The 24907-nt window shown below is 63.2% G+C and carries 24 protein-coding genes and 1 riboswitch; of the genes, 7 read left to right on the forward strand and 17 right to left on the reverse strand.

The features are described 5' to 3' along the window. Window positions 1-99: 99 nt before the first annotated feature. The 3 genes from ACR65T_RS16520 to ACR65T_RS16530 all read right to left on the reverse strand — a co-directional run bounded on the left by ACR65T_RS16520 (window position 100) and on the right by ACR65T_RS16530 (window position 3910). Complete coding sequence (locus ACR65T_RS16520) at window positions 100-966, reverse strand: hypothetical protein (protein WP_434497516.1); 867 nt, start codon at window positions 964-966, stop codon at window positions 100-102. 123 nt (window positions 967-1089) lie between these two features. After that, the gene (locus ACR65T_RS16525) at window positions 1090-2589 is read right to left on the reverse strand and encodes a hypothetical protein (RefSeq protein WP_434497517.1); all 1500 of its coding nucleotides are present in this window, start codon (window positions 2587-2589) and stop codon (window positions 1090-1092) included. Window positions 2590-3091: 502 nt separating this feature from the next. Continuing rightward, entirely contained in the window at window positions 3092-3910 is an 819-nt protein-coding gene (locus tag ACR65T_RS16530; protein WP_434497518.1) for an alpha/beta hydrolase, read from the reverse strand. Between the two features lie 137 nt (window positions 3911-4047). Between ACR65T_RS16530 and ACR65T_RS16535 the strand changes: the two genes are divergently transcribed. Together ACR65T_RS16535 and ACR65T_RS16540 are read left to right on the forward strand one after the other, a co-directional pair. Then, window positions 4048-5250: a glycosyltransferase family 4 protein gene (locus ACR65T_RS16535; RefSeq protein WP_434497519.1), complete on the forward strand. Its 1203-nt coding sequence runs from the start codon at window positions 4048-4050 to the stop codon at window positions 5248-5250. A gap of 113 nt (window positions 5251-5363) precedes the next feature. Then, window positions 5364-5861 carry a DUF2147 domain-containing protein gene (locus ACR65T_RS16540; protein WP_434497520.1) on the forward strand — a complete coding sequence of 166 codons (498 nt, stop codon included), beginning with the start codon at window positions 5364-5366 and terminating at the stop codon, window positions 5859-5861. 250 nt (window positions 5862-6111) lie between these two features. On the opposite strand, the gene ACR65T_RS16545 is transcribed toward ACR65T_RS16540, so the two are convergent. Together ACR65T_RS16545 and ACR65T_RS16550 are read right to left on the reverse strand one after the other, a co-directional pair. Continuing rightward, window positions 6112-6411 (reverse strand): type II toxin-antitoxin system RelE/ParE family toxin, encoded by a 300-nt coding sequence (locus tag ACR65T_RS16545; protein WP_434497521.1) that lies wholly within the window; start codon window positions 6409-6411, stop codon window positions 6112-6114. Next, window positions 6408-6671: a type II toxin-antitoxin system ParD family antitoxin gene (locus ACR65T_RS16550; RefSeq protein ID WP_123174377.1), complete on the reverse strand. Its 264-nt coding sequence runs from the start codon at window positions 6669-6671 to the stop codon at window positions 6408-6410. Before ACR65T_RS16550 ends, ACR65T_RS16545 begins: the two co-directional genes overlap by 4 nt. Window positions 6672-6931: 260 nt before the next feature. Here ACR65T_RS16550 and ACR65T_RS16555 point away from each other — a divergent pair, with 260 nt between their 5' ends. Continuing rightward, a complete protein-coding gene (locus ACR65T_RS16555) occupies window positions 6932-8788 on the forward strand; it encodes a cation:proton antiporter domain-containing protein (protein ID WP_434497522.1) in 1857 nt (618 codons plus the stop codon). 7 nt (window positions 8789-8795) lie between these two features. On the opposite strand, the gene ACR65T_RS16560 is transcribed toward ACR65T_RS16555, so the two are convergent. Next, window positions 8796-10178 carry an anion transporter gene (locus ACR65T_RS16560; RefSeq protein ID WP_434497523.1) on the reverse strand — a complete coding sequence of 461 codons (1383 nt, stop codon included), beginning with the start codon at window positions 10176-10178 and terminating at the stop codon, window positions 8796-8798. Between the two features lie 165 nt (window positions 10179-10343). Between ACR65T_RS16560 and ACR65T_RS16565 the strand changes: the two genes are divergently transcribed. Then, window positions 10344-10988, forward strand: coding sequence for a S24 family peptidase (locus ACR65T_RS16565; protein ID WP_434497524.1), 645 nt, complete (start codon window positions 10344-10346; stop codon window positions 10986-10988). A 104-nt stretch (window positions 10989-11092) separates the two neighbouring features. Continuing rightward, the gene (locus ACR65T_RS16570; RefSeq protein WP_434497525.1) at window positions 11093-12175 is read left to right on the forward strand and encodes a cytochrome-c peroxidase; all 1083 of its coding nucleotides are present in this window, start codon (window positions 11093-11095) and stop codon (window positions 12173-12175) included. A 3-nt stretch (window positions 12176-12178) separates the two neighbouring features. Here the strand turns inward: ACR65T_RS16570 and gcvPB are convergent, their stop codons facing one another. From gcvPB to ACR65T_RS16605, 7 genes are all read right to left on the reverse strand, one after another. After that, window positions 12179-13720, reverse strand: coding sequence for an aminomethyl-transferring glycine dehydrogenase subunit GcvPB (gcvPB, locus tag ACR65T_RS16575; protein WP_434497526.1), 1542 nt, complete (start codon window positions 13718-13720; stop codon window positions 12179-12181). Then, window positions 13720-15060 (reverse strand): aminomethyl-transferring glycine dehydrogenase subunit GcvPA, encoded by a 1341-nt coding sequence (gene gcvPA / locus ACR65T_RS16580; protein ID WP_434497527.1) that lies wholly within the window; start codon window positions 15058-15060, stop codon window positions 13720-13722. Before gcvPA ends, gcvPB begins: the two co-directional genes overlap by 1 nt. 131 nt (window positions 15061-15191) lie before the next feature. Further along, window positions 15192-15566, reverse strand: coding sequence for a glycine cleavage system protein GcvH (gene gcvH, locus ACR65T_RS16585; RefSeq protein ID WP_196399232.1), 375 nt, complete (start codon window positions 15564-15566; stop codon window positions 15192-15194). Continuing rightward, entirely contained in the window at window positions 15563-16720 is a 1158-nt protein-coding gene (gcvT, locus tag ACR65T_RS16590) for a glycine cleavage system aminomethyltransferase GcvT (protein WP_434497528.1), read from the reverse strand. Before gcvT ends, gcvH begins: the two co-directional genes overlap by 4 nt. A 153-nt stretch (window positions 16721-16873) precedes the next feature. Then, window positions 16874-16964, reverse strand: a riboswitch (glycine riboswitch). 105 nt (window positions 16965-17069) lie between these two features. Further along, window positions 17070-17402 (reverse strand): heat shock protein HspQ, encoded by a 333-nt coding sequence (hspQ, locus tag ACR65T_RS16595; RefSeq protein WP_434497529.1) that lies wholly within the window; start codon window positions 17400-17402, stop codon window positions 17070-17072. Between the two features lie 93 nt (window positions 17403-17495). Next, window positions 17496-18539, reverse strand: coding sequence for an HpcH/HpaI aldolase/citrate lyase family protein (locus tag ACR65T_RS16600; RefSeq protein WP_434497530.1), 1044 nt, complete (start codon window positions 18537-18539; stop codon window positions 17496-17498). An 84-nt stretch (window positions 18540-18623) separates the two neighbouring features. Then, on the reverse strand, window positions 18624-19955 hold the full coding sequence (locus ACR65T_RS16605; RefSeq protein WP_434497713.1) for an Nramp family divalent metal transporter: 1332 nt from the start codon (window positions 19953-19955) through the stop codon (window positions 18624-18626). A 253-nt stretch (window positions 19956-20208) separates the two neighbouring features. On the opposite strand from ACR65T_RS16605, the gene ACR65T_RS16610 reads away from it, so the two are divergent. Further along, on the forward strand, window positions 20209-21315 hold the full coding sequence (locus ACR65T_RS16610) for a cupin domain-containing protein (protein WP_434497531.1): 1107 nt from the start codon (window positions 20209-20211) through the stop codon (window positions 21313-21315). Window positions 21316-21354: 39 nt separating this feature from the next. On the opposite strand, the gene ACR65T_RS16615 is transcribed toward ACR65T_RS16610, so the two are convergent. The 4 genes from ACR65T_RS16615 to pdxH form a co-directional block, all read right to left on the reverse strand. Continuing rightward, entirely contained in the window at window positions 21355-22449 is a 1095-nt protein-coding gene (locus tag ACR65T_RS16615; RefSeq protein WP_434497532.1) for a histidine phosphatase family protein, read from the reverse strand. Between the two features lie 243 nt (window positions 22450-22692). Beyond that, window positions 22693-22947: a hypothetical protein gene (locus ACR65T_RS16620; protein ID WP_434497533.1), complete on the reverse strand. Its 255-nt coding sequence runs from the start codon at window positions 22945-22947 to the stop codon at window positions 22693-22695. Window positions 22948-23130: 183 nt separating this feature from the next. Next, complete coding sequence (locus ACR65T_RS16625) at window positions 23131-23745, reverse strand: TIGR02301 family protein (RefSeq protein ID WP_434497534.1); 615 nt, start codon at window positions 23743-23745, stop codon at window positions 23131-23133. Continuing rightward, a complete protein-coding gene (pdxH, locus tag ACR65T_RS16630; protein WP_434497535.1) occupies window positions 23742-24356 on the reverse strand; it encodes a pyridoxamine 5'-phosphate oxidase in 615 nt (204 codons plus the stop codon). The genes ACR65T_RS16625 and pdxH overlap by 4 nt, the downstream gene beginning before the upstream one ends. Before the next feature lie 101 nt (window positions 24357-24457). Here pdxH and ACR65T_RS16635 point away from each other — a divergent pair, with 101 nt between their 5' ends. Beyond that, window positions 24458-24907, forward strand: coding sequence for an RT0821/Lpp0805 family surface protein (locus tag ACR65T_RS16635; RefSeq protein WP_434497536.1), 450 nt, complete (start codon window positions 24458-24460; stop codon window positions 24905-24907).

Raw genomic sequence — 24907 nt, forward strand, 5'->3', positions numbered from 1 at the left:
CCGTCCCGCGTAGCCTTCCTTCGAAACGCCCATTTGGGCGTCCATTTTGACGTCTCTGGTCATACAGCCACCCTAAAAAGCAGGGGCTTCTTCGCATGATCAGAAAATTTTCGGCAGAAGGGGATCAGCTAAGCGCTTACAATCCATCGCCATTAGCGTGAAATGCATTGAATGTCCTGATGTCGCGATAGGAGAAGAAACGACGACCGCATTCGGCGGCGTATGCCTAGTCGCTCGCTCTTCAAAGATTTTCCAAAGGCGCTCGCGCTCGGCTGTTAGTGGCTCGCCAGCTTCGGTTTCCTCAAAGACTGAATGATCGAAGAGAGCAACAACGGTAAAGGTATCACGTGTCACGTAGGCGAACAGAAGCTCCTTCCCGCGCCTCACAAAGCCTTGGGGCTCGATTGAGCTGCTTAAGTGGAAGTGATGGTAACCCATGATGTTCAGCACCATGTCCTTATCGGCCCAGCGGGCGACGCTCGGTCCTGCGCCCGCTGCGGCGGGCGTATAGCCACGCGTGTGCGGTTCAAGGGACAAATGCGGTGTGAGGTCGTCGCCGCGCTCCACTTTATCAAGAAAGTTCGTGATGTCGGTCTGCAGGGAATCCCAACGGCAGTCTGACGATGCAGCGGCTTCAACAATCACTTTGCGCGGTCTCGGTGCCACAAAACGGATGGCCCAATTAGCGTAATCTACGAGTAGCGAACCGAGAGACTTTCTTTCAAGTGATTGCAGGGATGCCTTATCGTTTGGAAATTTCGGAATAGTTTTGGCCAAGCCTAGGCGAAACGCTCGAATACGTTTTGAATCTGATGGTTGAATATGGTTGGTCATATAGCAAGCCTCGAATCCTGCTCCGTGAAACATTGAACGCCGCGCAGTGTCGACCTGCATCGCCTTGCCTTTGGCGAGGCCGCGAAAGGCGTCCTCGCGCTGGTGCGGTGTGAGTGCAAGGGAACGGCCCATGTTAACGCCTCGCGCCTTGGCGCGCGCGCAGCCTTCGCTCGTTCGCGCACGGATGAGGTCGCGCTCAAATTCGGCGAGGGGTGCCGGAACAGCTGAACTTTTGCAACGGCTCGATCACAATCGCTAATCGCTCGGATCAGCTACGACTCTCACTATCTGGGCGCTCATTCTTTGGAACTCAGGTCCGTCAAGCGGATCAGCTCCTATCTCTTTTCCGCATTCAACCCTCACCCAGCGCATCCAAATATTTGGAGTTGCTCCAGATTTTAGTCGGATTTCAGCATCCTCAGGTATAGCAAACTCCAAGACATCCCGCTTGCCGTTCAGAATATCGCACTGCGATTTACCTGCTCCGACAGGGATTGCTTGAAGATCAACGCGCCTCAGAATAAAAGCCGCACTCATGTCCCCAATTCTTATGTCTCGAACGATCTCGACCCAGTAATGATTTTGCTGGCCCCACTCTTCGGCTGCTCCAGCAGCTCTTACTAAATCTCGCTCATTCCACTGCGGCTGGCCTCGCAACGTACCGCGTAGTTGCAAAACGCGATTTGCTCTATCAATTGGCCAAACGCCTTCTGGGTTAGGGGGAGCGCCCGCTAGTCTGCGATAATCTGTTGGGTCAAGGTACTTTACGAAAACAATTCGACCCGGGGAGCATTGTCGCTTTTCCAGAGCGTTGTCAGGCAATCCAGTCTGCGGATTGATTTGAACGCATTTATGAGGAGCAGATCGGAAGAACCCGTTGACATACCTAGCTGCATCAACGGCTCTAAATATCGGGCTTAAAAACTGCCCGAGCAAAACGGTGATCAGCATCACAAGACTGATAATGAGCCAACGTAGCGGCAGGAACGTAACCGCCCGAATCCAGAAGGGCAGTGTTTGCCATTTGTCAGCTGGTTGAGGCTCTTTCCCCTCCAGAAACGGCACCCAAAACTTCGAACAAAACGCCGCAGTTAAAAAATCGCTGTGGTGAAAGTCCTTATGCCATCGGTTTTCAGCGGCAGGATGATTGAGCCCATACGAACCGATGGAGCCATACCCCCATCCGGCACTTTCGCCAATTGCTGGCCAGAAATCCCTTGTACCGATATGATTGGCGAGCGGTTTAGTGAATGTGTGCAGCACAGGATCGAAATCATAGTCTTCAGGCAGGATGCTGCCACAAAGTATGATGCGATAGAATTTCAGCCCAGGATTCTCGCTAAGAATGCGCATGAAGAGCCAAGAGCCAAAACTGTGTGAAATCACTGAAGTTTTTTTCGGAGCATTTCCGTTGTTATCGTCTCGATAAATGCGTTCAGCAGTCCTGATGCCTTTTAAGACTCGCTCCTTGGCGGCATCTCGACACGTCGGGAACGAGAGAAATCGGAGAAATCCGAAATAGCCAAAGCTCGTCGCGCCAACCGCAAAGCCGTGCTCTTCAAGAGCAGGCTTTACATCATTCATCCAATAGGCCCGGGTATTAAATCCATGAATGAGAATCACAAGGTGATCCGAGTTTTGCTTCTGTAATTCAGTTGAATTGATTGCAGCCATAGCGGTTACGTTGTCCATCGTAAGGCTCACAATGAACTTAAAATGGCGGACTAGCTCCTGACCATTGGTCAGGAAAACCAACGTTTTTGAGACTCTCTGCCAGATGCCTCAACGGCAGCGCTGTAGACTTTTTTCGCGTCTCAAATCTTTTTGTCTTGAAGCCTGTCGGCTCATTCCCACCAGCCTCATGACGAGAATTGAGGCTAATCCAAGCGCATCGGTTCCGCCAGAGTATCGACCTCGACCAAAAATCCCGAACTCCAGCTCCAAAAGCTGCGCGACGTGGGTGCGAACTCTGGCGTTCGGGCGGATATGCCGGAGCTGACAAGCCTTCTGCGCGACATGCAGCGCTGAGGCGACACGCTTGTCAACTGATAGCTCGACAGGCCGATGCGATCGCTCAAGCAGCTTATCGAAACCGCTGAGCACCTGAAGGGCAGAGGAATCGGCCTCGTCTCTCTGACGGACACTATCGACGCGTCGTCGCCCGGGAAGTGATCGTCTTTCCCATGCTTGGCGCAATAGCCCGCATAGCATGGGGATAGGCGACGCGCGAACGCGCATCAATTGCCCGCCGCGCCCCTCAATCGAAAAGCGTCGGCTGCGGCTCGCCCGGCGGCGGGGCGCTCATCGTCTCGACGGCGGCGGCGAGCTGCGCGAGGTCTTCGGGGCGGGACAGCCGATGATCGCCGTCGGCGATAAAGGTCAGCGTCACGGGGTCGGCGTTCAGATGCTCCACGATCGTCAGCGCATGCCGCCAGGGCACGGCGTCATCGCGCATGCCCTGCAGAATATGCACGCGCGCATAAGCGCGCATGAGGCCGCCAAGCAGCAGATGATGGCGCCCCTCTTCGATCAACCGCCGCGTAATCGGCCCGTGATCCGGCTCCTTGGCGGGCAGGACGCCTTTCTCCATGATCTCGCGGCGCGTCGCTTCGTCGAAGCCTTGCCACATCAGCGCCTCGGTGAAGTCCACCGCCGGCGCGAGCAGAATCAGTCCGGCGAGCCTTGCGCTCTCGCCTTTTTCCGCCAGCCGCCGCGCCAGAAGCAGCGCGATCCAGCCGCCCATCGAACTGCCGATGACGATCTGCGGCCCTTGCGTCGAGCGCTCGAAAACGGCGAGGCTCTGCTCCAGCCAATCGCCGATGCAGCCCTCCTCGAATTTGCCGGACGAGCGGCCGTGGCCCGAATAGTCGAAGCGCAGAAAGGCGCGCCCCCTCGCCTGCGCCCATGCGTCGAGGGCGCTCGCCTTGGTTCCGTCCATATCGGAGGCGAAGCCTCCGAGCCAGACGAGGCCCGGCGCGTCGCCGGCCTCGGCCGTCGCGGCGCGCCATCGCCGCGCGAGGCGCCAAACGCCCCCCGCCGGATTGGGAATGTCGAGGAAGTCGAGCGCGTCCGACAAGAAGGTTCACTCAGGTTCACTTGGGATCGAAGAGGCGACGCGATTGAAAATAGGCGGTCTGCTCACAGTTGGTAAAGGATCTCGCAACAGAATGCTGCGGCCGGACGATTCTGTCCGAGGCTTGCGTTAGCCCAGCGATGTCGCAACAGCACGCCACGATCGCCGCGCCGGAACAGCGGCTGGCCGGACGAACGATCCTGCAGATCGTGCCCGATCTCCAGTCGGGCGGGGCGGAGCGCGCGACGGTGGACGTGGCCGAGGCGTTAAGCCGGGTCGGCGCCCGCTGCCTCGTCGCGTCGCGCGGCGGCCGCATGGTCAGCGAGCTGCAGTCGAAAGGCGGCGTCTGGGCGCCGTTTCCGGCGGCGACGAAAAATCCCTTCGCGATGGCGCTGAATTCGGTGCGGCTGGCGCGAATCATCCGCGACGAAGGCGTCGACATCGTGCATGCGCGTTCGCGCGCGCCCGCCTGGGTCGCCTATTACGCGGCGCGTCAGACCGGCGCAAAGCTGGTCACCACCTATCACAGCGCCTATAGCGGCGCGTCGGCGGTCAAGCAGCGCTACAACGCCATCATGTCGGCGGGCGACGTGGTGATCGCCATTTCGGCATTTGCCGCCCAGCGCATTCGAGAATTGCATCCGGAAAGCGCGGAGCGGATTGTGGTCATTCCGCGCGGCGCGGATCTGCGCGCCTTCTCGCCCGCCGCCGTCGACCGGCGCCGCGTCGAGCGCCTGCGCGCGGCGTGGGGCGTCGCGGCGCATGATCGCGTCGTGCTGCTGCCGTCGCGGCTTTCCGCGCGCAAAGGCCATTCGGTTCTGGTCGAGGCGACCAAGCGGCTGATCAAGCAAGGAATCTGCGATCTGCGCGTCATTTTCGTCGGCGACCCGCACAGCGATTCCACTCGCCGCGCCCTCGAAACGCAGATAGAGCACGCCGGCTTGCAGGACGTCGTTCGCAACGCCGGCTACTGCGAAGACATGCCCGCCGCCTATATGGCCGCGGCCGTCATTGTCGCGCCGGCGACGGAGCCGGAGGCGTTCGGGCGGATCGCCGTTGAAGCGCAGGCGATGGGCGCGCCGGTGATCATCTCCGATATCGGCGCCGCGCCGGAAATCGTCCTGGCGCCGCCGCAGACCCCGCGCCATCTTGCGACAGGCTGGCGGACGCCGCCCGGCGATCCGGCGGCGTTGGCGGACGCCATCGCCGAGGCGCTGAGCCTGCAGGCCTCGGCGCATGACGACCTGGCGCTGCGGGCGCGCCGAAACGCGCAGGAGCGCTTCTCCGTCGAGGAGATGCAGCGCGCGACGCTGCAGGTCTATGAGCGTCTGCTCGGGCTCTAGCCGAGGTCATCAGCTCCGTTCATGCTGACGTTTTGGCGCCGGCGAGTGGCCGAAGAATCGCCCAGAAGCCGCGCCAGCCTTGCATCTCATCGCCTCGACAATGGAGCGATCGAATGAAGAGCAGCCGTGTATTCGACATTCTAAGTCGGCGAGGCTTCCCAAGTCGGCGAGGCTTTCCAAGTCGGCGAGGCTTCGCAGCCGCGGCGCTTCTTGCGCTGGCCGGCGCGCCAACCGCTCAGGCCGGAAGCGAGCCATACGGAGCCTGGGCGCGGCCGGAAGCGGGCCAGCAATTCAGCTTTTACGACTGCGGTGGCCTGCTGTGCGCGAAGCTTGTTTCAGTCCAGAAAGCCGAGGAGCAGGGCGCGGTCGGCACGGTCATTCTGCGCGGGGCGACGAAAAGCGGCGCCAAGCAATGGCGCGGCAAACTCTACAACGCCAAAGACGGCAACACCTATGACGGCGTCATCACCCTCAAATCCGCCAATGTATTGACTCTGAAGGGCTGTCTTTGGGGCGTGCTCTGCAAGAGCGAGACGTGGAGGCGGGCGACGGCCTCCGCGGCGGGAGCCAAAACGCCGGACAAGGCGCAGGATTCGGGCGACGAGGAATAGTCACTCAAGCTGCATGACAAGCCGATTATCCGCGGAAACTTCGCGTCGATAACGATCTGCGGAACCACGAGCTGCACGTCGCCCCGTTTTGCCAAGTCCTCCAAAGCCGCAAGGGTCGGTTGTTCGCGGCGATCCTTGGCCAAGTCGAGCCAAACGCATGTATCCACCAACAGAACGAGTTTCGCCGGCTTGGGGCCGGTCATGCGTCGCCGCCTCTGTTCGATCGTGGCCCCCGAGTTGCGACCGCCAATCATCCCTCGGGGAACAGCAACGGTTCATAGTGCATGGCTACACGCAGCACATGGATCACATCAACCGTTTCAATCCCGACCCGATAGAAAATGAGATAATTGCCGTGGACGCGCCGGCGAACCCCGGCGTGTTCATAGTGCGCGACGAGCGGAAATCGTTCCGACATGGCGCCCAGTCCCGCGCACGCCTCTCGGAGGTCGCGCAAAAACGTCACGGCCCTCTCGGGGCTTTCTTGCGCAATATGATCGCCGATCGATTCAAGATCGGCTTCGGCCTCCTGGGTAATGACGACAATCATCGGCGCCTGGCTTGCGCCTTGGCCTTGAATTTAGCCTCCAAGCGATCGAACACCGCCTTCGCGGGCTTGGCGCGGCCGGCGTCAGCGTCGGCAATGCCCCTCGCAATCGAGGCGTCCAGGGCGGCAAGACGGGCCTCGCGCTCCTGAATGAGGCGAACCCCCTCGCGCAAGACCTCGCTCTTTGAGTTGTAGCGGCCCGACGCCACCAGCTTGGCGACGAAGGCCTCGAGCTGGCTTCCCAAGTCTGCGCTGATGGCCATGACACGATCCTCCTTGTGGTTAACATGTCACCGACCAATAACTATTAACAAACGTTCCGACGCTGCGGGCGCGAGACAGCCGCCGAATCGGATAGAGTTCGGCGGTCAATCGGACGGTTCTCGCGAGCAGCGCTATGGCCGCGCCAGTCGGGCTTCCCCTAAGCTCGCCCGGCGGCGCGACTCTTGCTGTTTTCATCGCCAATCGCCGCGTGACCCATTTATTCCTTCGCTAAGGACCAGCGCGCGAGCAACGAGGCGGCATGACGAGCTCTATCCATCTTGAATCCTATCGCGAGGCGCTGGTCTTTCTCGCCACGGCGGGGGTCGTCGTTCCGCTGTTTCATCGCATCAAGATTTCGCCGGTGCTGGGCTTTCTCTTCGCCGGCGCTGCGCTCGGGCCGTTTGGTCTCGGCCGCTTGGCGAGCGATCATGAATGGGCGCGCAATTTCACCATCACCAATGTCGAGGGCGTCTCCAATCTCGCTGAATTCGGGCTGGTCTTCCTGCTGTTCATGATCGGCCTGGAGCTATCCTGGGAGCGTCTTGCCCGCCTGCGGCGGCTTGTCTTCGGACTAGGGCTCGCGCAGGTGGTGGTGTGCGCAAGCGTGCTCGCGGCTGTCGGCTACTATCATTTTAACGTCGAATTCGGTCCCTCGATGTTGATGGGCATCGCCCTCGCGATGTCGTCGACGGCGGTGGTGCTGCCGGTGCTCGCCGAGGCGCGGCGGCTGAACAAGACGTCCGGACGCGTCGCGTTCTCGGTGTTGTTGTTTCAGGACCTTGCCGTTGCGCCGGCGCTTTTCCTGGTTTCCGCGCTCGCCGAAGCCAAGAACGGCGGCTTCACGGGCGAACAGGCGGCGTGGGCGTTTGGGCGCGCCTTCCTCGCCATGGGCGCGCTGATCTTCATCGGCAGGCTGCTGCTGCGTCCGCTGTTTCGCATGGTCGCGGCCGTGCAGCTGACCGAACTGTTCATGGCCGCCTGCCTTCTGGTGGTCATCGGCGAGGCGGCGCTTTCGGCGGCCGCCGGGTTCTCCATGGGCCTTGGCGCCTTCATCGCCGGGCTGCTGCTGGCGGAGACGGAGTTCCGGCGCGAGGTCGAGGTGACGATCGAGCCGTTCAAGGGCCTGTTGCTCGGGCTCTTCTTCGTTTCGGTCGGCGCCGGTCTCGACATGGGGGCCGTCGCCGCGGATCCCTTTCCGATCTTCCTATACGCCGCCGGGCTGATCGCCGTTAAGGGCGCGATCATCTTCATTCTTGCGCGGCTCTTTGGCGTCGAATGGCGCCCCTCAGCCGAGGCGTCGTTGCTGCTGGCGCCGGGCGGCGAATTCGCCTTCGCGCTGCTGACCTCGGCGATGGCCGTCGGCGTGCTGCCGGGTCATTATGGCGCCGACGCGATGATCGTCGTCACGATCAGTATTTTCGCCATTCCCCTGCTGGGCCGGATCGGCGCCGCTCTTGTCCCGCCGGCGACGGAAGCCGAGGACGAACTGCTCTATGCGGATCTCGCGCCGGCGGCTGAAATCGCCGAGGACCGCGTCGTGATCGTCGGCTATGGCAGAATCGGCAGCCTTGTCGGCGAAATGCTGAAGCGCCACGACATCCCGTTCGTCGCCATCGAAAACGTCGTGTCGCTGGTGACCGCGGGCCGCGAGGACGGCGTCGAAATCTATTGGGGCAACGCCACGCGGCGCGAGTTCCTGATGCGTTGCGGCGTGGCGCAGGCTCGCGCGCTCGTCGTGACGATCGAAAATGTCCACGCGACGGGAGAGATCGTCCGTCTGGCGCATGAAATTCGCGGCGATCTCACCATCGTCGCGCGGGCCCGCGACGCGCGCCACGCCACCGAGCTCTATAAGTTTGGCGCAACCGACGCCATTCCCGAAACCGTCGAAGCCAGCCTGCAGCTCGCCGAAACCGTGCTCGTCGATATCGGCGTGCCGATGGGCTATGTCATTGCCTCGATCCACGAGAAGCGCGACGAATTCCGCAAGCTGCTGCAGCCGACCAATGAGAAGGCGCGCGTCCGCCAGGCGGAGCGCAACCGCAAGATCAGACGAGAACATGCGCGCCAGCGCATTTCGGGACGCGCCGCCGAGGAAAGTGGGGAGGAGGCGTAGCGCCTCCTCACAACTTCCACAGCCCCAGCGCGATCGTCGCCAGCGTCAGCGGCGCGCCGACCTTGAAATAGGTCCAGAAGCCGATCGTGACGCCCAGCGCGCGCGCCCGCTCGACGACGATGAGATTGGCGATCGAGCCGACAAGTGTGAAATTGCCGGCGAGCGTCGAGGCCATCGCCACAATCAGCCAGGCGCGCTTCGGATCGCTCAGTCCGACGATGAACGGCTTCAGTGCGAGAACGGCCGGCACATTGCTGACGATATTGGACAGCACGGCGGAGACGAGCGCGAGCGTCGGCGCGTCATCGAGTCGGAGCCGCCCGACGTCCGCGATCTCTCCTGGCGTCAGCACCACCTTATCGAAGCCGCCGACGACGATGAAGAGCCCGGCGAACATCAGCAGCAGCGGCCAGTCGATTTCGCCGTAGATTTTCTTCGAGCCGATGCGCCGCGTGAGCAGCAGCAGCCCGCCGGCGACGATCGCCGCTTTGGCGGGCGGAACGCCGGCGAAAAAGAACCCGATCATCGCCGCGGTGATCAGCAGCGCTTTAGAGGCGAGCGCGCGATGAAAAGGGCGCGGCGCCGCGACGATCGGCGTCAGTCTCTCGCGCGAGAAGAATTCGCGCGGGAAGGCGAGCGCCACCAAAAGGATCGTGAGCGCGACGCCGACGAGTGCGATGGGCCAGAGCGCTTGAGCGAAGTCGCCGTAGGAAATGCCCGAGGCGGTCGCGATGATCATATTTTGCGGATTGCCGGTGATCGTCGCGACGCTGCCGACATTGGAGGCGAGCGGGATCGCCAGCACATAGGGCGTCGGATCGCGCTTGAGCCGCTGCGCCAGATCCACGACCAGCGGCGGCATGACGAGGCAGATCGCGTCATTGACGAGAAAGGCGGAAAACAGACCGGTCGCCGCCGCGACCGCGACGAGCAGAAAGATCGGGCGGCGCGCGACATCCGCCAGCCAATCGGCGGCGCGGCGGAAGAAGCCCGAGAGGCGCAGATTGGCGACGACGATCATCATGCCGAGCAGCAAAGTGATGGCGTCGAAATCGATGGCGCGATAGGCCTCGTCGAGGCTCAAGGCGCCGACGCCGATCATCAGGCTCGCGCCGAGCAGCGCGGCGCCGGCGCGGTCGAGCCGATAATAGGGCAGCTTGCCGATCGCCAGCACGAGATAGGTCGCCGCGAAGATCGCGCCGACGGCCGCGGTCTCGGGAGACGGCGCCGGGAGACGGCTCGCGAGCGACAGAAATTCGCCGAGCCCGAGGATCGCGACAGCGGCCAAGGCCGCGCTCCCCGCGACAATGATGGTGACGAGAATCCCAAGCCAGAGCGTGAGGAACGGGTGGCGCGGGCGATTCGGCGCGGGCTCGGGCGAGGAGGGCATGCAACCCGGCAAATTAGAGCGCGCGGCGAGGAAGACGACGCAGGGAGGGGGGTTATGGCGCCTGGCCGCGCGCGCGCCAAGCCGGCAGCGCCGATTTCCTATTGTGCGGCATGGTTAATAGATATATTCCTATTCGCTAGGAAATTCTTCCGAGCGCGGCCAGACATGTCCGACATTCTCACCCATGCTCAGATCTGGGCGGCGATCGACGCGCTCGGCGAGCGATATGGCATGACGCCGTCGGGCCTGGCGCGTAAAGCCGGCCTCGATCCCACGACCTTCAATCGCTCCAAGCGCGAAACGGCGAGCGGGCGCCAGCGCTGGCCGTCGACCGAATCGATCGCCAAGGTGCTGGCCGCGACCGGCGCCGGGCTCGACGAATTCATGTCATTGGTGACGGCCAACAGCGCCGCCGGCCGGCTGCGCCATACGCGGCCGCTGATCGGCTTGGCGCAGGCGGGGGTCGGCGGCTTTTTCGACGATGCGGGCTTCGCCACCGGCGCCGGCTGGGACGAGATCGACGTCTTGGCCGAGGCCGACGAACATTCCTACGCGCTGGAGATCTCGGGCGACTCCATGGCGCCGCTATATCGCGACGGCGATGTGGTGATCGTCTCGCCGGCGGCGCCGGTGCGGCGCGGCGACCGGGTGGTGGTGAAGACCACCTCGGGCGAGATCATGGCCAAGGAGCTGAAGCGCGAAACGGCGCGCACCATCGAATTGCGTTCGGTCAATCCGGCCTACCCGGACCGCACGATTGCCCGCGACGAGGTCAGCTGGATGGCGCGCATTCTCTGGGCGAGCCAATGACGTGTGACGCTTAGCCGCCGACCGATGCATCTCGCCTCGCGCCGATGCGGCTGTGTTATAATCTCCTACTCTTTTGCGCCGCTTCCATCCGGGTGAAATCCGCCATGCGTCTTTCTTCGATCGTTTGTCTTGTCGCGCTTCTTGTCGGCGGCCCGGCGTTTGCCGACGCAGGCCTGAGGGACCGGGCGAAGGAGCTTTTCCAGCCCATTCCGTCAGCGCCGCCGGCGATTCCTGGAGAGACGGCGACGCCGGAAAAACTCGCGCTCGGCAAGATGCTGTATTTCGAGCCGCGACTTTCCGAAACCCACGACATCAGCTGCGCCGATTGTCACAATCTGAGCATGGGCGGCGTCGACGGCGGCGCGCTCTCGGGCGGGCGCAATGCGCAGCTCGCGGGCCGGGAAGTGCTCACGGTGATGAACGCCATCTTCAACAAGTCGCAATATTGGGACGGCCGCGCCGCCAATCTTTCCGACCAGGTGGTCAATTCGGTGATGGCTAATCCCAAGGCGATGCTGAAAACCCGCGGCGGCCCGATGCCGATCAATCCGACGGAACATGCGGCCGCAAAGCAGCGCGCCGTCGAGCTGTTCAAGGGAATCCCCGGCTATGTGGCGGCGTTCAAACTGGCCTTTCCCGAGCAGAGCGATCCCGTCGCCTATGCCAACATCGGCCGCGCCGTCGCGCTGTTCGAGGCGACGCTGATCACGCCCGACGCGCCGTTCGACCGCTGGCTGAAGGGGGACGATCAGGCGCTGTCCGACGCGCAGAAGGATGGTCTGAAGCTCTTCATCGAGAAGGGCTGCGTAACTTGCCATAACGGCGTCAACGTCGGCGGCGGCATGTATGCGCGCTTCGGCGTCGTCAAACAGCCGACGGCGGAATTTCTGCCGCCGGACGACTGGGGCCGCTACGCGGTCACCAAGGCGATCGCCGACAAATACGCCTTCAAGGTTCCCTCGCTGCGCAATGTCGAACTGACGGCGCCCTATTTCCACACCGGCGCGACCTTCGATCTGAAGAAGGCCGTGGCGGTGATGGGCGAAAGCCAGCTCGGCGTCGAACTCAGCGGTGACGAGACCGATAAGATCGTCGCCTTCCTCGATTCGCTAACCGGGCGCCAGCCAGAAGTGGTTCTGCCGATTCTACCGCCGCGCACAGCGCCGCCGGTCAGCCAGGCGCAGTGACGATCAGGCCGCGGCGCTGGGCGTCCAGCGCAGCACCGGCTTCCTCGCCGCGAGCGCTTCATCGACGCGCCGGCGCGGCGCCAATCGCGGCGCGGGGCCGAAGCGCGCGACTTCGCCGGCTTTGGCGCTGCGCGCGAGATCGCGCAGCGTCGCGATGAAGAGATCGAGCGAGGCTTTCGATTCCGATTCCGTCGGCTCGATGAGCATCGCGCCATGGACGACCAGCGGGAAATAGATCGTCATCGGATGATAGCCTTCGTCGATCATCGCCTTGGCGAAATCGAGCGTCGTCACGCCGGTGCCGCGCAGCCAGGCGTCGTCGAACAGAACTTCATGCATGCAGATGCGATCGCCGAACGGCTGAGTCATCACGTCACGTAGCGACGCGCGGACATAGTTCGCCGACAGCACGGCGTCTTTCGACGCCTGCGCGAGCCCGTCGCCGCCATGCGCGAGCATATAGGCGAGCGCCCGCACGAACATGCCCATCTGCCCATGAAAGGCGGTCAGGCGACCGAAGCTCTGCGTGCCCTCTGCGTGTTCCACGAGCTGCAACGCGTCGCCGTTGCGGCGGATGAACGGGACCGGCGCGAAAGGCGCGAGACGTTCTGAGAGAACGACCGGGCCTGCGCCAGGTCCACCGCCGCCATGCGGCGTCGAGAAGGTCTTGTGCAGGTTGATGTGCATCGCGTCGATGCCGAAGTCTCCGGGCCGCGCGACGCCGGCGATGGCGTTGAAATTCGCGCCGTCGCAATAGAAGTAGCCGCCGGCCTCGTGCATCGCGTCGGCGATGTCGACGATCTCGCGCTCGAACAGCCCGCATGTGTTGGGGTTGGTCAGCATGATCGCGGCGACGTCCGAACTCAGCGCCTCTTTGACGGCCTCGGCGCGCACGGTTCCATCCGCTGCCGCCGGAACGACGCGAACCGAAAAGCCGAGCAGCGCCGCCGTCGCCGGATTGGTGCCATGCGCCGACTGCGGAATGAGGACGACATTGCGCGTCGCGCTTTCGCCTCTGGCGGCGATCGCAGACTTGATCGCCATCATGCCGCAGAGTTCGCCATGCGCGCCGGCTTTCGGCGACATCGCCACCGCATGCATATTGGTGAGCGTCATCAGCCAATCAGCGAGAATCTGCATCAATTCCAGCGCGCCCTGCGCGGTCGACTGCGGCTGCAGCGGATGCAAATCGGCGAAGCCTTCATAGCGCGCGATCTTCTCATTGCTGCGCGGATTGTGCTTCATCGTGCAGGAGCCGAGCGGATAGAGCCCGGCGTCGATCGAGTAATTTTTGCGCGACAGCCGCACGTAATGGCGCATCATCTCCGGTTCGGTGAGTCCCGGAAGGCCGATGGGCGCATTGCGCTCCAGCGCGCCGAGCCGCGCCGCGACGGGCGCAGGATCGTCGACATCGACGCCGGTCGCGTCAAGCCGGCCGATCTCGAAGATCGGCGGCTCTTCCTGATCGAGCCCGCGATTGCCGGTGAAGGTCGCAGGCGTTTTGTCGTCATCGAGCGGTTCGACGACTGCGGGTCTGTCGAGCATCAGAGCGACTCCTTGAGCGCTGCGACGAACGCGTCGCGATCTTCGTTCGTGTTGGTTTCAGTGCTGGCGACGAGGAGGAGATCGTCAAGCCCGGCGTGCGGCAAGAGCCGCGAGACGGGAACGCCGGCAAGAACGCCGCGCGCCGCCATTCTCTCAACAAGCGCGGCGGCGTCGCCTTCGACGCGAAGCGTAAACTCGTTGAAGAAGGTCTCGTTGAGCACCTCGACGTTTGGAACGTCGGCGAGCATCTGCGTCAGCAAGACCGCGTTGGCGTGATTGACGCGCGCGAGCCGCGTCAGTCCGGCTTCGCCAAGCAAGGTCAGATGGATGGTGAAGGCGAGCGCGCAGAGGCCGGAGTTGGTGCAGATGTTTGAGGTCGCCTTGTCGCGGCGGATATGCTGCTCACGTGTCGAAAGCGTCAGCACATAGGAGCGCCTGCCGTCGGCGTCGACGCTTTCGCCGGCGAGGCGGCCGGGCATCTGCCGCAGGAATTCGTGCCGCGTGGCGAAGAGCCCGACATAAGGCCCGCCGAAATTCAGCGAATTGCCGATCGACTGGCCCTCGCCGACGACGATGTCGGCGCCCATCGCGCCAGGCGATTTAAGCAGACCGAGCGAGACTGCTTCGGTGACGACGGCGACAAGAAGCGCGCCGTTCCGATGGCAAGCCTCCGCGATCTTCGTCAGATCGCGCAGATTGCCGAAAAAATCGGGAGTCTGCACGACGACGCAGGAAAGCGTGTCGTCGATGCGCGCGACGAGATCTTCGACGGCGCGAATGTCGGGCGCCATCGTCTCGACTTCATCTTCGGCGAGCCGCGAGATGGTGCGCACGACTTCGGCGTAATGCGGATGCAGGGCGCCGGACAGCAGCGCCTTGCGTCGCTTCGTCACGCGATGCGCCATGAGCACGGCTTCGGCGGTCGCCGTCGAGCCGTCGTACATCGACGCGTTGGCGACCTCCATGCCCGTCAGCAGAGCGACCTGGGTCTGGAACTCGAAGAGATATTGCAGCGTACCCTGGGAGATCTCCGGCTGATAGGGCGTGTAGCTCGTCAAGAATTCCGAACGTTGAATGAGATGATCGACGCTTGCCGGAATGTGATGCTTATAGGCGCCGGCGCCGACGAAGAAAGCGGCGCGCGACGCAGGCATGTTGCGGGCGGCATGCCTCGCGAAAAAGCGCTCGACGTCGAGCTCCGACTTGCCGTTCGGCAAGTCGAGCGGCGTTTTTAGCAGCGTCTCGCGCGGCGCATCGGCGTAGAGCGCCTCGATCGAGGGAACGCCGATCGTCGCGAGCATGGCGCTTCTGTCGGCTTTTGACAGCGGATGGTAGCGCATCGTTCTTTTCCTTCGCGCTAAGAGCGCCTCTCGATCACATGAAATCATGTGATCGATAAGGAATCGCTCAAAAGCAAAATGCTAGAGCAGGTTTTGATCGAAAAAGTCTGTCAACTTTTTCGGAACCTGCTCTAGAGCGTCTTCAGGAAGCTCGAATAGGCGGCGTCGTCCATCAGCGATGCGCATTCGCCAGGGTCGCTGACTCTCACCTTGATGAGCCACCCGCGTCCAAGCGGATCGTCGTTGACGAGCGCCGGCGCTTCGCCAAGCTCCGGATTGACTTCGACGACTTCGCCGCTCACAGGCGAATAGACTTCGCTCGCGGCTTTCACGCTCTCGATGACCGCGATCTCTTTGCCCTTTGCGACCTTCTTGCCGACTTCGGGCAGTTCGATGAAGACGATGTCGCCGAGCTGCGACTGCGCATAGTCCGATATGCCCAGCGTCGCGAGATCGCCATCGAGCGCGACATATTCATGATCCTTGGAGTAGCGAAGATCGGTCATCTCGCATCCTTTCCAGCCGGCGTTTTGAAGTACCGATGTGGGACGAAGGGCAAAGCCGCCACTGTGACGTCGACGCGTTTGTCGCGCAGCGGCGCCGAAAGCGTCGCGCCGAGGTTTGCGTGACTGCTGGCGACATAGCCCATCGCAATCGGGCGTTGCAGCGTCGGAGAAAAGCCGCCAGAGGTCACATGGCCGACAGCTTCGCCTTCGCCCGCTGAGAGCTCCGCGCCTTCGCGCAGCGGCGCCTTTGATTGCGGCTCGAGCCCGACCCGCCTGCGGGCAGGACCCTCTTCAAGCGCGATCCGAATACGCTCGAAGCCGGGGAATCCGCCTTCGACGCGTCTGCGTTTGCCGATCGACCAGCCGAGTCCCGCTTCAACCGGATCGGTGGTTTCATCGAGGTCGTGGCCATAGAGCGGCAGGCCCGCCTCCAGCCGCAAGGCGTCGCGCGCGCCGAGGCCCGCCGGCGCAACGTCCTCATACGACAGCAACAGGCGCGCAAGGTCTTCGGCATGCTCGGCGCGCAGCGACAGTTCAAATCCGTCTTCGCCCGTATAGCCGCTGCGCGACACGAAAAGCGGCGCGCCGCCGAAGTCGAAGGCGCGCCAGCCCATGAAAGGAAGGTCCTCGGCGCCGGGGAGGAGTGCGCCGAGGACCGCGGACGCGCGCGGGCCCTGAAGGGCGAGCAATGCGCGGTCCAAAGGATTAAAGTCGAACTGGGGCAACGCGGCCGTGATAAGCGCGAAATCGGCTTGCTTGCGCGAGGCGTTGACGACAAGCAGCAGCCGCTCCTCGACGCCTGGCAGACGGGTGACGAGAAGATCGTCGAGAATGCCGCCGCGCTCGTTGAGCAGCTGCGTGTAGCGCGTGCGCTCTGACGAAAGCGACGCTAAATCCGCCGGCGTCAGACTTTCAAGCGCCCGTGCGGCGCGCGCTCCGGCGAGGATCGCCTGACCCATATGCGAAACGTCGAACAGACTTGCGCGACGACGCGTATGGAGCGTTTCGGCGACGATGCCCTGCTCATATTGCAGCGGCATATCGTAGCCGGCGAAAGGCGCCATGCGCGCGCCAAGCCGTCGATGCACCGCATCGAGCGGAAGTTTCGACAGCGCAGGAGGCGCAGCGGTCGCGACGTCGGGTTCGGTCACCATCAACTCCGCCAGACATGGTTGGCGCAGCAAAGCCGAACTTCGCTACGCGCCCCCTCTGTCCGGTGACCTGAGAGATTTCCCTGCGCTAAAAGCGACAGGTTACGCCCGTCGGTGGGCGAAACGCTTACGCGCTTCGCCGCTTTCCAGAGTTTCTACTTCGTCGCGGTCCTTTGGGCCTGAGCGTTTCCGGGGCGGTTTCGCCTTCGGCGCCGGCGCGAGCGCCGGTCTCTCCCGCGATGAAGTTCGACCTGCATCCAAAATGTGGTCGATTCGCGCGATCGTCAATCCCAGCGGCTGCGCGTTTTTTTCGCAATGCGGCAGCATTCGGACTGAAGAGAAGCGCTGCCGCTCAGTGGCGCTTAGGCGCTCGCATGCGGTAAACGCCATCGCCATCGCGCTCGAAGGTCTCGTCGACCTGTGGATGGCGCACCGGCTTGTTGGTGTTGTCGGGCAGCAGATTTTGCTCCGACACATAGGCGACATATTCGGTTTCGGCGTTCTCGGCGAAGAGATGGTAGAAAGGCTGATCCTTGTTCGGACGCAGCTCTTCCGGAATCGAAAGCCACCATTCTTCGGTGTTGGCGAACACCGGATCAACGTCATAGATCACGCCGCGGAAGGGATAGCGGCGATGCTTGACCACTTGGCCAATAGAGAATTTAGCGACGTTCTCTCGCGGCATTCGAAAGCGCCTTTAACACGCTGTTTACTTGCCTTTTAGTAACGCAGCAGGGCCGCAGCCGTCAATCGGACGTCGCGCCACAGCCAAATCCTCTCAGAATCCGTAGATCCTGGCGAGGTCGGCGTCTTTCGTGGCGACCTGCTTGGCGAGGTCGACGACGACCTTGCACTGCTTCCAGGTGGCGTCGTCCTGCATTCGGCCGTCAATCATCACCGCGCCGGTCCCGTCCGGCATCGCTTCGAGCACCCGCTTGGCGAAGGCGACTTCCTGCGGATCGGGCGAGAAGACCTTCTTGGCGATGGCGATTTGCGACGGATGCAGCGACCAGGCGCCGGCGCAGCCGAGCAAAAAGGCGTTGCGGAACTGCGCTTCGCAGGCCGGGGCGTCGGAGAAATCGCCGAAGGGGCCGTAGAAGGCCTTGATGCCGGCGGAAGCGCAAGCGTCGACCATCTTGGCGATGGTGTAGTGCCAAAGGTCCTGCTGGAACGAGGCGCGCAGGCCCTGGCCGGGCTCGGCGTCGGCGATCACCTTATAGTCGGGATGGCCGCCGCCGACGCGGGTCGTCTTCATTGCCCGGGAAGCGGCGAGATCGGCCGGTCCGAGCGAGATGCCATGCATGCGCGGCGAAGCCGAAGCGATGGCGTCAACATTCTTGACGCCTTCCGCGGTTTCCAGAATCGCGTGAATGAGGATCGGCTTTTTCACGCTATGCCGCGCTTCGAGCTGCGCCAGGAGCTGGTCGAGATAGGCGATGTCCCAGGGTCCCTCGACCTTGGGCAGCATGACGACGTCGAGCTTGCTCCCGACCGCGCCGACGATCTCGATCATGTCGTCGAGCGCCCAAGGGCTGTTGAGCGCATTCATGCGCGTCCACAGGCCGGTCGAGCCGAAGTCGGTCGCTTTGGCCATTTCGATAAAGCCGGCGCGCGCGGCCTCCTTGGCGTCGGCGGGAATCGCGTCTTCAAGATTGCCGAGCACGACGTCGACCTGTTTGACGAGCTCGGGAACCTTGGCGCGGAATTTTTCAAGATGCGGCGGCACGAAATGGATCATCCGCTCGACCTTGACGGGCGGTTCGCGCAGCGGCGCCGGGGCGCCGATGGCGAGCGGACGATAGAATTGATTGGGAAGTTTCATCTCGACGCAGCTCCAAAAAACTGCGTCGAGTTAAGCCAGATGCGTCGGCTTGGCAATGCGCGGTCTGTCACACCCGCAAGGCGTTCAGCCGGCGACCGCGTCCCACAGAAGCTTCGCATTCAGCGCGATGATCACGGCGGCGATGAGCGCCGCAAGCGCGGTGGTGCGTCTGGGCGCGACGAGGTCGCCCATGACGCTGCGCTGCGCCGTGAAGGCGACGAGCGGCACGACGGCGAAGGGCAGCGTCACGCTCAGCGCCACCTGGCTCAGGACGAGCAGCTGCGCCGTCGCCGACTCGCCCGCGTAGAGCGTCACGCCGATCGCCGGCGCGATCGCGATGCAGCGGGTGATGAGCCGGCGCGTCGCCGGTTTCATCCTCAGCCGCACGAACCCTTCCATGACGATCTGGCCGGTGAGGGTGGCGGTCACGGTCGAATTGAGTCCGCAGGCGATCAGCGCGACGGCGAAGAGCGTCGCCGCGACCGGCTGCCCGAGTAGCGGCGCGATCAGCCTATAGGCCTCGCCAAGCTCCGCGACTTCGGTATGCCCGGTCGCGTGGAAGACCGCGGCCGCGAGAACGAGGATGGCGCCGTTGACGAACAGCGCGAGAAACAGCGCCAGCGTGCTGTCGATCACCGCGAAGCGAATCGCCTCGCGCTTCTTTTCGAGCGGCTCGGCGACGGCGCGGGTTTGCACGACGAAAGAGTGCAGGAAGAGATTATGCGGCATCACCGTCGCGCCGAGGATGCCCAGACCGATGTAAAGCATCTCGGGATCGGTGAAAAAGCGCCGCGTCGGCACGAGTCCTTGCGCGACCTGCGCCAGATCGGGGTGCGCCATGATGAGTTGCGCGAGGAAGGAAAAGGCGATGAGCGCAAGCATCGCCACGACGAAAAGCTCGATCTTGCGAAAGCCGGCGCGCTCCAAAGCAAGGACCAGAAAGGTGTCGAGCACCGTGATGAGGATGCCAACCGCGAGCGGCAGGCCGAACAGCAATTGCAGGCCGATGGCGGTGCCGATCACTTCCGCGAGATCCGTGGCGAAAATGCCGACTTCCGCCAGGAGCCAGAGCCCCACCGCGGCCGGGAAGGGATAATGCCGCCGGCAAGCCTGCGCCAGATCCAGCTCCGCGCCGACGCCGAGCCGCGCCGCAAGGGACTGCAAGACGATCGCCATCAGGCTCGACAGCACGGCGACGAAAAGCAGAGCTGTGCCGAATTTCGAGCCGCCGGCGAGCGCCGTCGCCCAATTGCCGGGGTCCATATAGCCGGTGGCGACGAGATAGCCGGGACCCAGAAAGACGAAGAGACGCCGAAAAAATGCGCCGCCTTCGGGCACATGCACGGATCGGCGCATATCGCCGCGTTGCGGAGCGGGCGCGTTGGCGGTCGTCGCTGGCGTCACATTTGTCTCCACGAGGCGTCGGCGACGGCCGGACACGGGATGCCTAGTCAGAAATTTCGCCTTAAGGCGTTCCTTTGTCACGCATGTAAATCGTCAGCGCAAAATTTCACGTGGCGACGCCGATCGCCGCAGCTCCGGCTTGTCGAGCGCGCATGTCGAAGGCATGCTGCCAAGCTGGGACGTCGCCACGCAGAATCAGCCAGTTGCGTTTGTCATACGCCGGAGCGAGTCCTTTCGATCCAAACATAGACCAGCGGGGCTTCTCATGTTCCAATTGACGATCCCGATCAGCTCGGAAGGCGGCCATACGAGCTTCCATAATAATGCGCCCGATCCCGTGACCTCGGGCGCCGAGCTGCCGACGTTCAAATTCGAACTCGAAAAATCTCAAGGACGCGTCGACGGCGCCAGCTATGGCAAGGAAGCGACCGTCGCGCAGCTGCCGATCTCCAAGGATATCGCCGGCGTTTCGATGCGCATGGAGCAGGGCGTCATGCGCGAGCTGCACTGGCACGCGACCGCGGCCGAATGGGGGTTCGTCACCGAAGGTAGGGTGCGCACCACCGTCATCGACCCGGCCGGCTGCTCGGAGACCAATGACTTCGAGGCGGGCGATCTTTGGTATTTTCCGCGCGGCCATGGCCATGTCATCGAGACGCTCGGAAAAGACCTGTGTCATTTCATCCTTGTCTTCGACAATGGCTATTTCTCGGAGTTCGGCACCTTCAGCATCAGCGACTGGATCGGCCACGCGCCCAAGGAGCTGCTGGCGAAGAATTTCGGCGTCCCGGCGTCGACCTTCGACAGTTTCCCCAAGCAGGAGGTCTATTTCGCGCGGGGGAATATTCCGCCAGAGATCCCCTCGAAGCCGTTGCAGGGATGGAAGCCGCCGCCGCTCACCCACAAATACAGTCTTCTGTCGCAAAAGCCCTATGAGACGTTTCCGGGTGGAATCGAGTGGCGCGTCGACGGCTCGCAATTCCCGATTTCGACGACGATGACCGGCGTCGTACTGGAAATGGAGCCCGGCGCGCTTCGCGAACTGCATTGGCACCCCAATGCGTCCGAATGGCAATATGTGCTGAGCGGTCAGCTTTGCGTCACGCTGTTTGGGTCAAAGGGCCGCTGGCGCCAGGAGACGTTCTCGAAAGGCGACGTCGGCTATATCCCGCAGGGCATGGGTCATTCGCTCGAAAATGTCGGGACCGACACGGTGCGCGTGCTCATCGTCTTCAACAACGCGCATTATCAGACGATCGATCTGTCGCAGTGGATCGCCGGCAATCCGACCGACATTCTCGCGACGAATTTCGGGCAGGACCCCTCGGTCTTCGAGAAATTCCCGCGCAGGGACGTCTTCATGACGAAATAGCCGCAAGAGGCGCGCGTGAGCGCGCCTCGACCGCGCCCGTTATTTGCTGACCTTTCGCAGCAGCGCCTCGAGCCCTTCGGGGAAAATCAGATCGTGCGAGACCGCGATCTCGTCCGCGCTCCACCAGCGCCAGCCGAGCACATGGATTTTTTCCTCGTCGGTCAGGTCGCGCGGCTCGACCGCGAAGCGTTCGGTGCGGATGAGATAATAGCGCTCCACCGCCTGATGCCAGTCGTCGCCGATCTCCATCGGAAATTCGCGGGTCGCGACGACTGGACCGGGATCAAGAACGGTGAGGCCCGTCTCTTCATAGACCTCCCGACGCAGCGCCGACTCGAAGCTCTCGCCCTCCATGACCGCGCCGCCCGGCGTCGCCCAGAAGTGATGATGTCCGAGCGCCAGAAAATGCGGAGTCAAACCGCCGGCGTAGCGCATCAGCAGGACGTCGTTATCCTGATCGACGATCAGCGCGCGCGCGGCTTCGCGGCGCGGCAGCGCGCGGCCGTCCCAGGGCGCGGCGATTTCGGCGCGCCCCTGCGGCGTCGCCCAGTCGACGAGCGACCACTTGCCGTCCTCATAGGCGATCCAATTCGGCGTGGCGTTGAGCACCGGATGCTCGCGCTTTTCGTCGAGCTTCTTGCCGGCGGCGAGTCGCCAGGCGATGTCGAGCACGCCGGCATGGGCGACGACGAGCACGGTCTCGCCGGCGCTTTCCTTGGCGATCTGGGTCAAGGCCTTGCGCACCCGCGCGGCGAAATGTTCCAGGCTTTCGCCTTGCGGCGCGGCGAAATCCGGCCGGCGAGTCAGATAGTTCGGATAGATGTCGGCGTGCGTCGCCTGCACTTCCGCATGCGTGTGGCCCTGCCAAACGCCGTCGTCCTTCTCGCGCAGCGCCGGGGTTTTGGCGACGTCGAGGCCGCGCGCGCCGGCGATCGGCGTCGCTGTCGCGAGCGCGCGGCGCAGGTCGCTCGAATAGACTCTGTCGAAATGCGCGCCGGCGAGCTCCTTCGCCAAGGCGGCCGCCTGCGCGCGTCCGCGCGCGTTCAGCGCAATGTCGAACTGGCCCTGAAAGCGCCTTTCGATATTCCAGTTGGTCTCGCCGTGCCGTGCGAGACACAGAAGCGTGCGGGGCATGTCGTTTCGGATTTAAGGCGCGGGAGTCGCTGTGCAAAGCCGCCGGGCGTCTACGCCTGCGGCGTCCGGCGTTCTAGGGCCTTGCAGTGCAAAAGTCAGTCCGCATTCGCAGGGTCGCGGCGAATAACCGCAAGCCTTGGCGCGCGCTGCGCAAATGGGGCCCTCGCTTTTTCGCGTAGAGCGCGCCATAAACTTTTGAGATTGATCGCTTATTCGGTCGATTTTGCCCAAATGCCGCGTGATCTAATGTCTCAGGCCGGTGGTGAATTCCCCCGCCCGCAGCCTCGCGGGCAGCGTTTCGGCGAAGGCCGCCACCGAATCCTCGCCATAGGTCGCCACCAGTTCGCGCAACGCCGCGCAGAGGGCGGCATGCGCGAAGGAATCGCTTTCGATCCCCGCGAGAATCGCCTCGGCGAAGGCCTCGGTGACATAGGCAAGGGCCGCTCGGTGCTGGTCCCCGCCCAAGTCATAGAGCGAGGCGACGTCCAATTCGTTCATGACGCCACTCTAGAGAAGCCGCCCGCGCTGCGCGAGGCGACGCTCGCCGAAAGGTTAATTTCGCGCATCGGCGCTTAGAGCAGGTTCCGAAAAAGTTGACAGACTTTTTCGGAACCTGCTCCAATATTTTGATTTTGAGCGATTCCTTATCGATCACATGATTCCATGCGATCGGGAAGCGCTCTAAGGGTTTCCGTAGCGATAGGTGATGTCGCGAGTCAGCCGGGAGGCCTCCGCAAGATAGCGGGAGATCACCGTCTTGGCGTTGGGCGTGCAGGCGCGATAGGTCAGCTCATAGCCTCGAAATCCGTGGTTGAACGACGCCATGAGCCTCTGGCGGCGCGCGCCGCTGGGGGCGTCGGCGTCGAGCAGCGCCGACATCTTCCCCCGCCATTCCTCGCCGTCGCCCGACCCGCAGAGGTCGCGCAAGAAGGCCAGCGCGCCGAGGACCTCTGAGAGCCGCGTGATCTGGGGATCATAGGGCGGCGGCGGCCCCTCCGGCCCGCTCGGCGCCGCCGGCGCTCCGGTCGTCCCTGGCGCGCCCGGAGCCTGCTGATTTTGGCGTTTCGTCTGGGTTTGCGCGGCGCCGTCTCGCTTGCGCGGGGGCGGGCGCTCGGATCGCCTCGGTTCGGGCGCCCGCCGGTAACGGCGGGGGCCGTCGAAGCCGCCGAAGAGGAAATCGAACGGGTCCTGGGCGGCGGCCTCGGCCGAAAAAAGCGCAGCGGCCGCCGCCGCCGCGAGCGCCGCCGTCGCGCGCTTTGCACGCGCCGTCTTCTGCGCCATCTTGGGTGCCGTCATGGGTAGAGCCGCTCCTTTCGCCAATCTTGGCCTGGCTCCGCCCGAAAAAAGCGGACGCGGTCGTGGAGCCGGAACGGCCGATCGGACCAGAATTCCATCGCGACCGGCGCAATTCGAAAGCCGCGCCAATAAGGCGGGCGGGGAATGCCGCCCACCGCATATTTTGCGGCGAAGACGGCGACCGACTTTTCGAGCGCGAACCGGCTTTCCAGCGGCCGCGACTGTTGGCTCGCCCAGGCGCCAATGCGGGAGTCGCGCGGCCGGCTGGCGAAATATTCGTCCGCCTCGGCGTCGCTGACGCGGCTGACGGGTCCGCGCAGCCGCACCTGCCGGCGAAGCGACTTCCAGTGAAAGAGCCCCGCCGCCTGCATATTGGCCTCGAGCTGGCGCCCCTTGGCGCTCTCGGCGTTGGTGTAGAAGACGAAGCCCTCTGGCGTCCATTCCTTCAGGAGCACCATGCGCGCGTCAGGCAGGCCATGCGCGTCGGCCGTCGCCAAGACCATCGCCTCGGGATCGTTCGGCTCTTTGAGCTTGGCCTCTTGGAACCATTGGCCAAACAATGCGAAAGGTTCGGCGGCCTCGACAAAGTCACCCGGCGTTAACGCGTTCAAGCGAGAATCCTTTCTCAAGCCGATTCAAAGATCGGCGCTTCAAAGGTGGCGCTTTGCACTTCCAGTGCGTCAGACATACCGCCGCTTGCGTCATTGCTCAAATGTCGCGTGGCGCAACGCTCATCGTCCTGGCGGCGACGGCCGGCGGCCTCGGCGCCTGTTCGATCGCCGTGCCGATGGCCTCGGACCCTTCCGTCATGTGGAATTCGGAGCGCGTCGCGTCGGACGTCACAAGTGCGATTCCAAAATCTCCTCCCAAACTGTCCGGCGCGCTCGATTCGGAAGATCAGCGCCGGGCCATCGCGGCGCTGAGCACCGCGCTCGACCCGCAAGGAAGCGGCGCGAGCGTCAATTGGGACAATCCGCAGAGCGGCGCCAAGGGCTCCTTCACGCCGGTGGGCCAACCCTATCCGCTGGAAGGCAGAATTTGCCGCGCCTTCCATGGCGACATCGTCGTCAGCGACACTCAGGAAAGCCTTCAGGGCGCGGCCTGTCGCGAAAAAACCGCTGAGTGGGCGCTCACCGAGGTGAAGCGCTCCAGGAAAGGATGA

This window comes from Methylocystis sp. (assembly GCF_051061285.1).
GTDB lineage: Bacteria > Pseudomonadota > Alphaproteobacteria > Rhizobiales > Beijerinckiaceae > Methylocystis.

Bases quoted from the DNA above. Each gene is read 5' to 3' on its own strand.
- ACR65T_RS16520 (WP_434497516.1), bottom strand. From the start codon at position 966: ATGGGCCGTTCCCTTGCACTCACACCGCACCAGCGCGAGGACGCCTTT.
- ACR65T_RS16535 (WP_434497519.1), top strand. From the start codon at position 4,048: ATGTCGCAACAGCACGCCACGATCGCCGCGCCGGAACAGCGGCTGGCC.
- ACR65T_RS16540 (WP_434497520.1), top strand. From the start codon at position 5,364: ATGAAGAGCAGCCGTGTATTCGACATTCTAAGTCGGCGAGGCTTCCCA.
- ACR65T_RS16545 (WP_434497521.1), bottom strand. From the start codon at position 6,411: ATGATTGTCGTCATTACCCAGGAGGCCGAAGCCGATCTTGAATCGATC.
- ACR65T_RS16550 (WP_123174377.1), bottom strand. From the start codon at position 6,671: ATGGCCATCAGCGCAGACTTGGGAAGCCAGCTCGAGGCCTTCGTCGCC.
- ACR65T_RS16555 (WP_434497522.1), top strand. From the start codon at position 6,932: ATGACGAGCTCTATCCATCTTGAATCCTATCGCGAGGCGCTGGTCTTT.
- ACR65T_RS16560 (WP_434497523.1), bottom strand. From the start codon at position 10,178: ATGCCCTCCTCGCCCGAGCCCGCGCCGAATCGCCCGCGCCACCCGTTC.
- ACR65T_RS16565 (WP_434497524.1), top strand. From the start codon at position 10,344: ATGTCCGACATTCTCACCCATGCTCAGATCTGGGCGGCGATCGACGCG.
- ACR65T_RS16570 (WP_434497525.1), top strand. From the start codon at position 11,093: ATGCGTCTTTCTTCGATCGTTTGTCTTGTCGCGCTTCTTGTCGGCGGC.
- gcvPB (WP_434497526.1), bottom strand. From the start codon at position 13,720: ATGCTCGACAGACCCGCAGTCGTCGAACCGCTCGATGACGACAAAACG.
- gcvPA (WP_434497527.1), bottom strand. From the start codon at position 15,060: ATGCGCTACCATCCGCTGTCAAAAGCCGACAGAAGCGCCATGCTCGCG.
- gcvH (WP_196399232.1), bottom strand. From the start codon at position 15,566: ATGACCGATCTTCGCTACTCCAAGGATCATGAATATGTCGCGCTCGAT.
- gcvT (WP_434497528.1), bottom strand. From the start codon at position 16,720: ATGGTGACCGAACCCGACGTCGCGACCGCTGCGCCTCCTGCGCTGTCG.
- hspQ (WP_434497529.1), bottom strand. From the start codon at position 17,402: ATGCCGCGAGAGAACGTCGCTAAATTCTCTATTGGCCAAGTGGTCAAG.
- ACR65T_RS16600 (WP_434497530.1), bottom strand. From the start codon at position 18,539: ATGAAACTTCCCAATCAATTCTATCGTCCGCTCGCCATCGGCGCCCCG.
- ACR65T_RS16610 (WP_434497531.1), top strand. From the start codon at position 20,209: ATGTTCCAATTGACGATCCCGATCAGCTCGGAAGGCGGCCATACGAGC.
- ACR65T_RS16615 (WP_434497532.1), bottom strand. From the start codon at position 22,449: ATGCCCCGCACGCTTCTGTGTCTCGCACGGCACGGCGAGACCAACTGG.
- ACR65T_RS16620 (WP_434497533.1), bottom strand. From the start codon at position 22,947: ATGAACGAATTGGACGTCGCCTCGCTCTATGACTTGGGCGGGGACCAG.
- ACR65T_RS16625 (WP_434497534.1), bottom strand. From the start codon at position 23,745: ATGACGGCACCCAAGATGGCGCAGAAGACGGCGCGTGCAAAGCGCGCG.
- ACR65T_RS16635 (WP_434497536.1), top strand. From the start codon at position 24,458: ATGTCGCGTGGCGCAACGCTCATCGTCCTGGCGGCGACGGCCGGCGGC.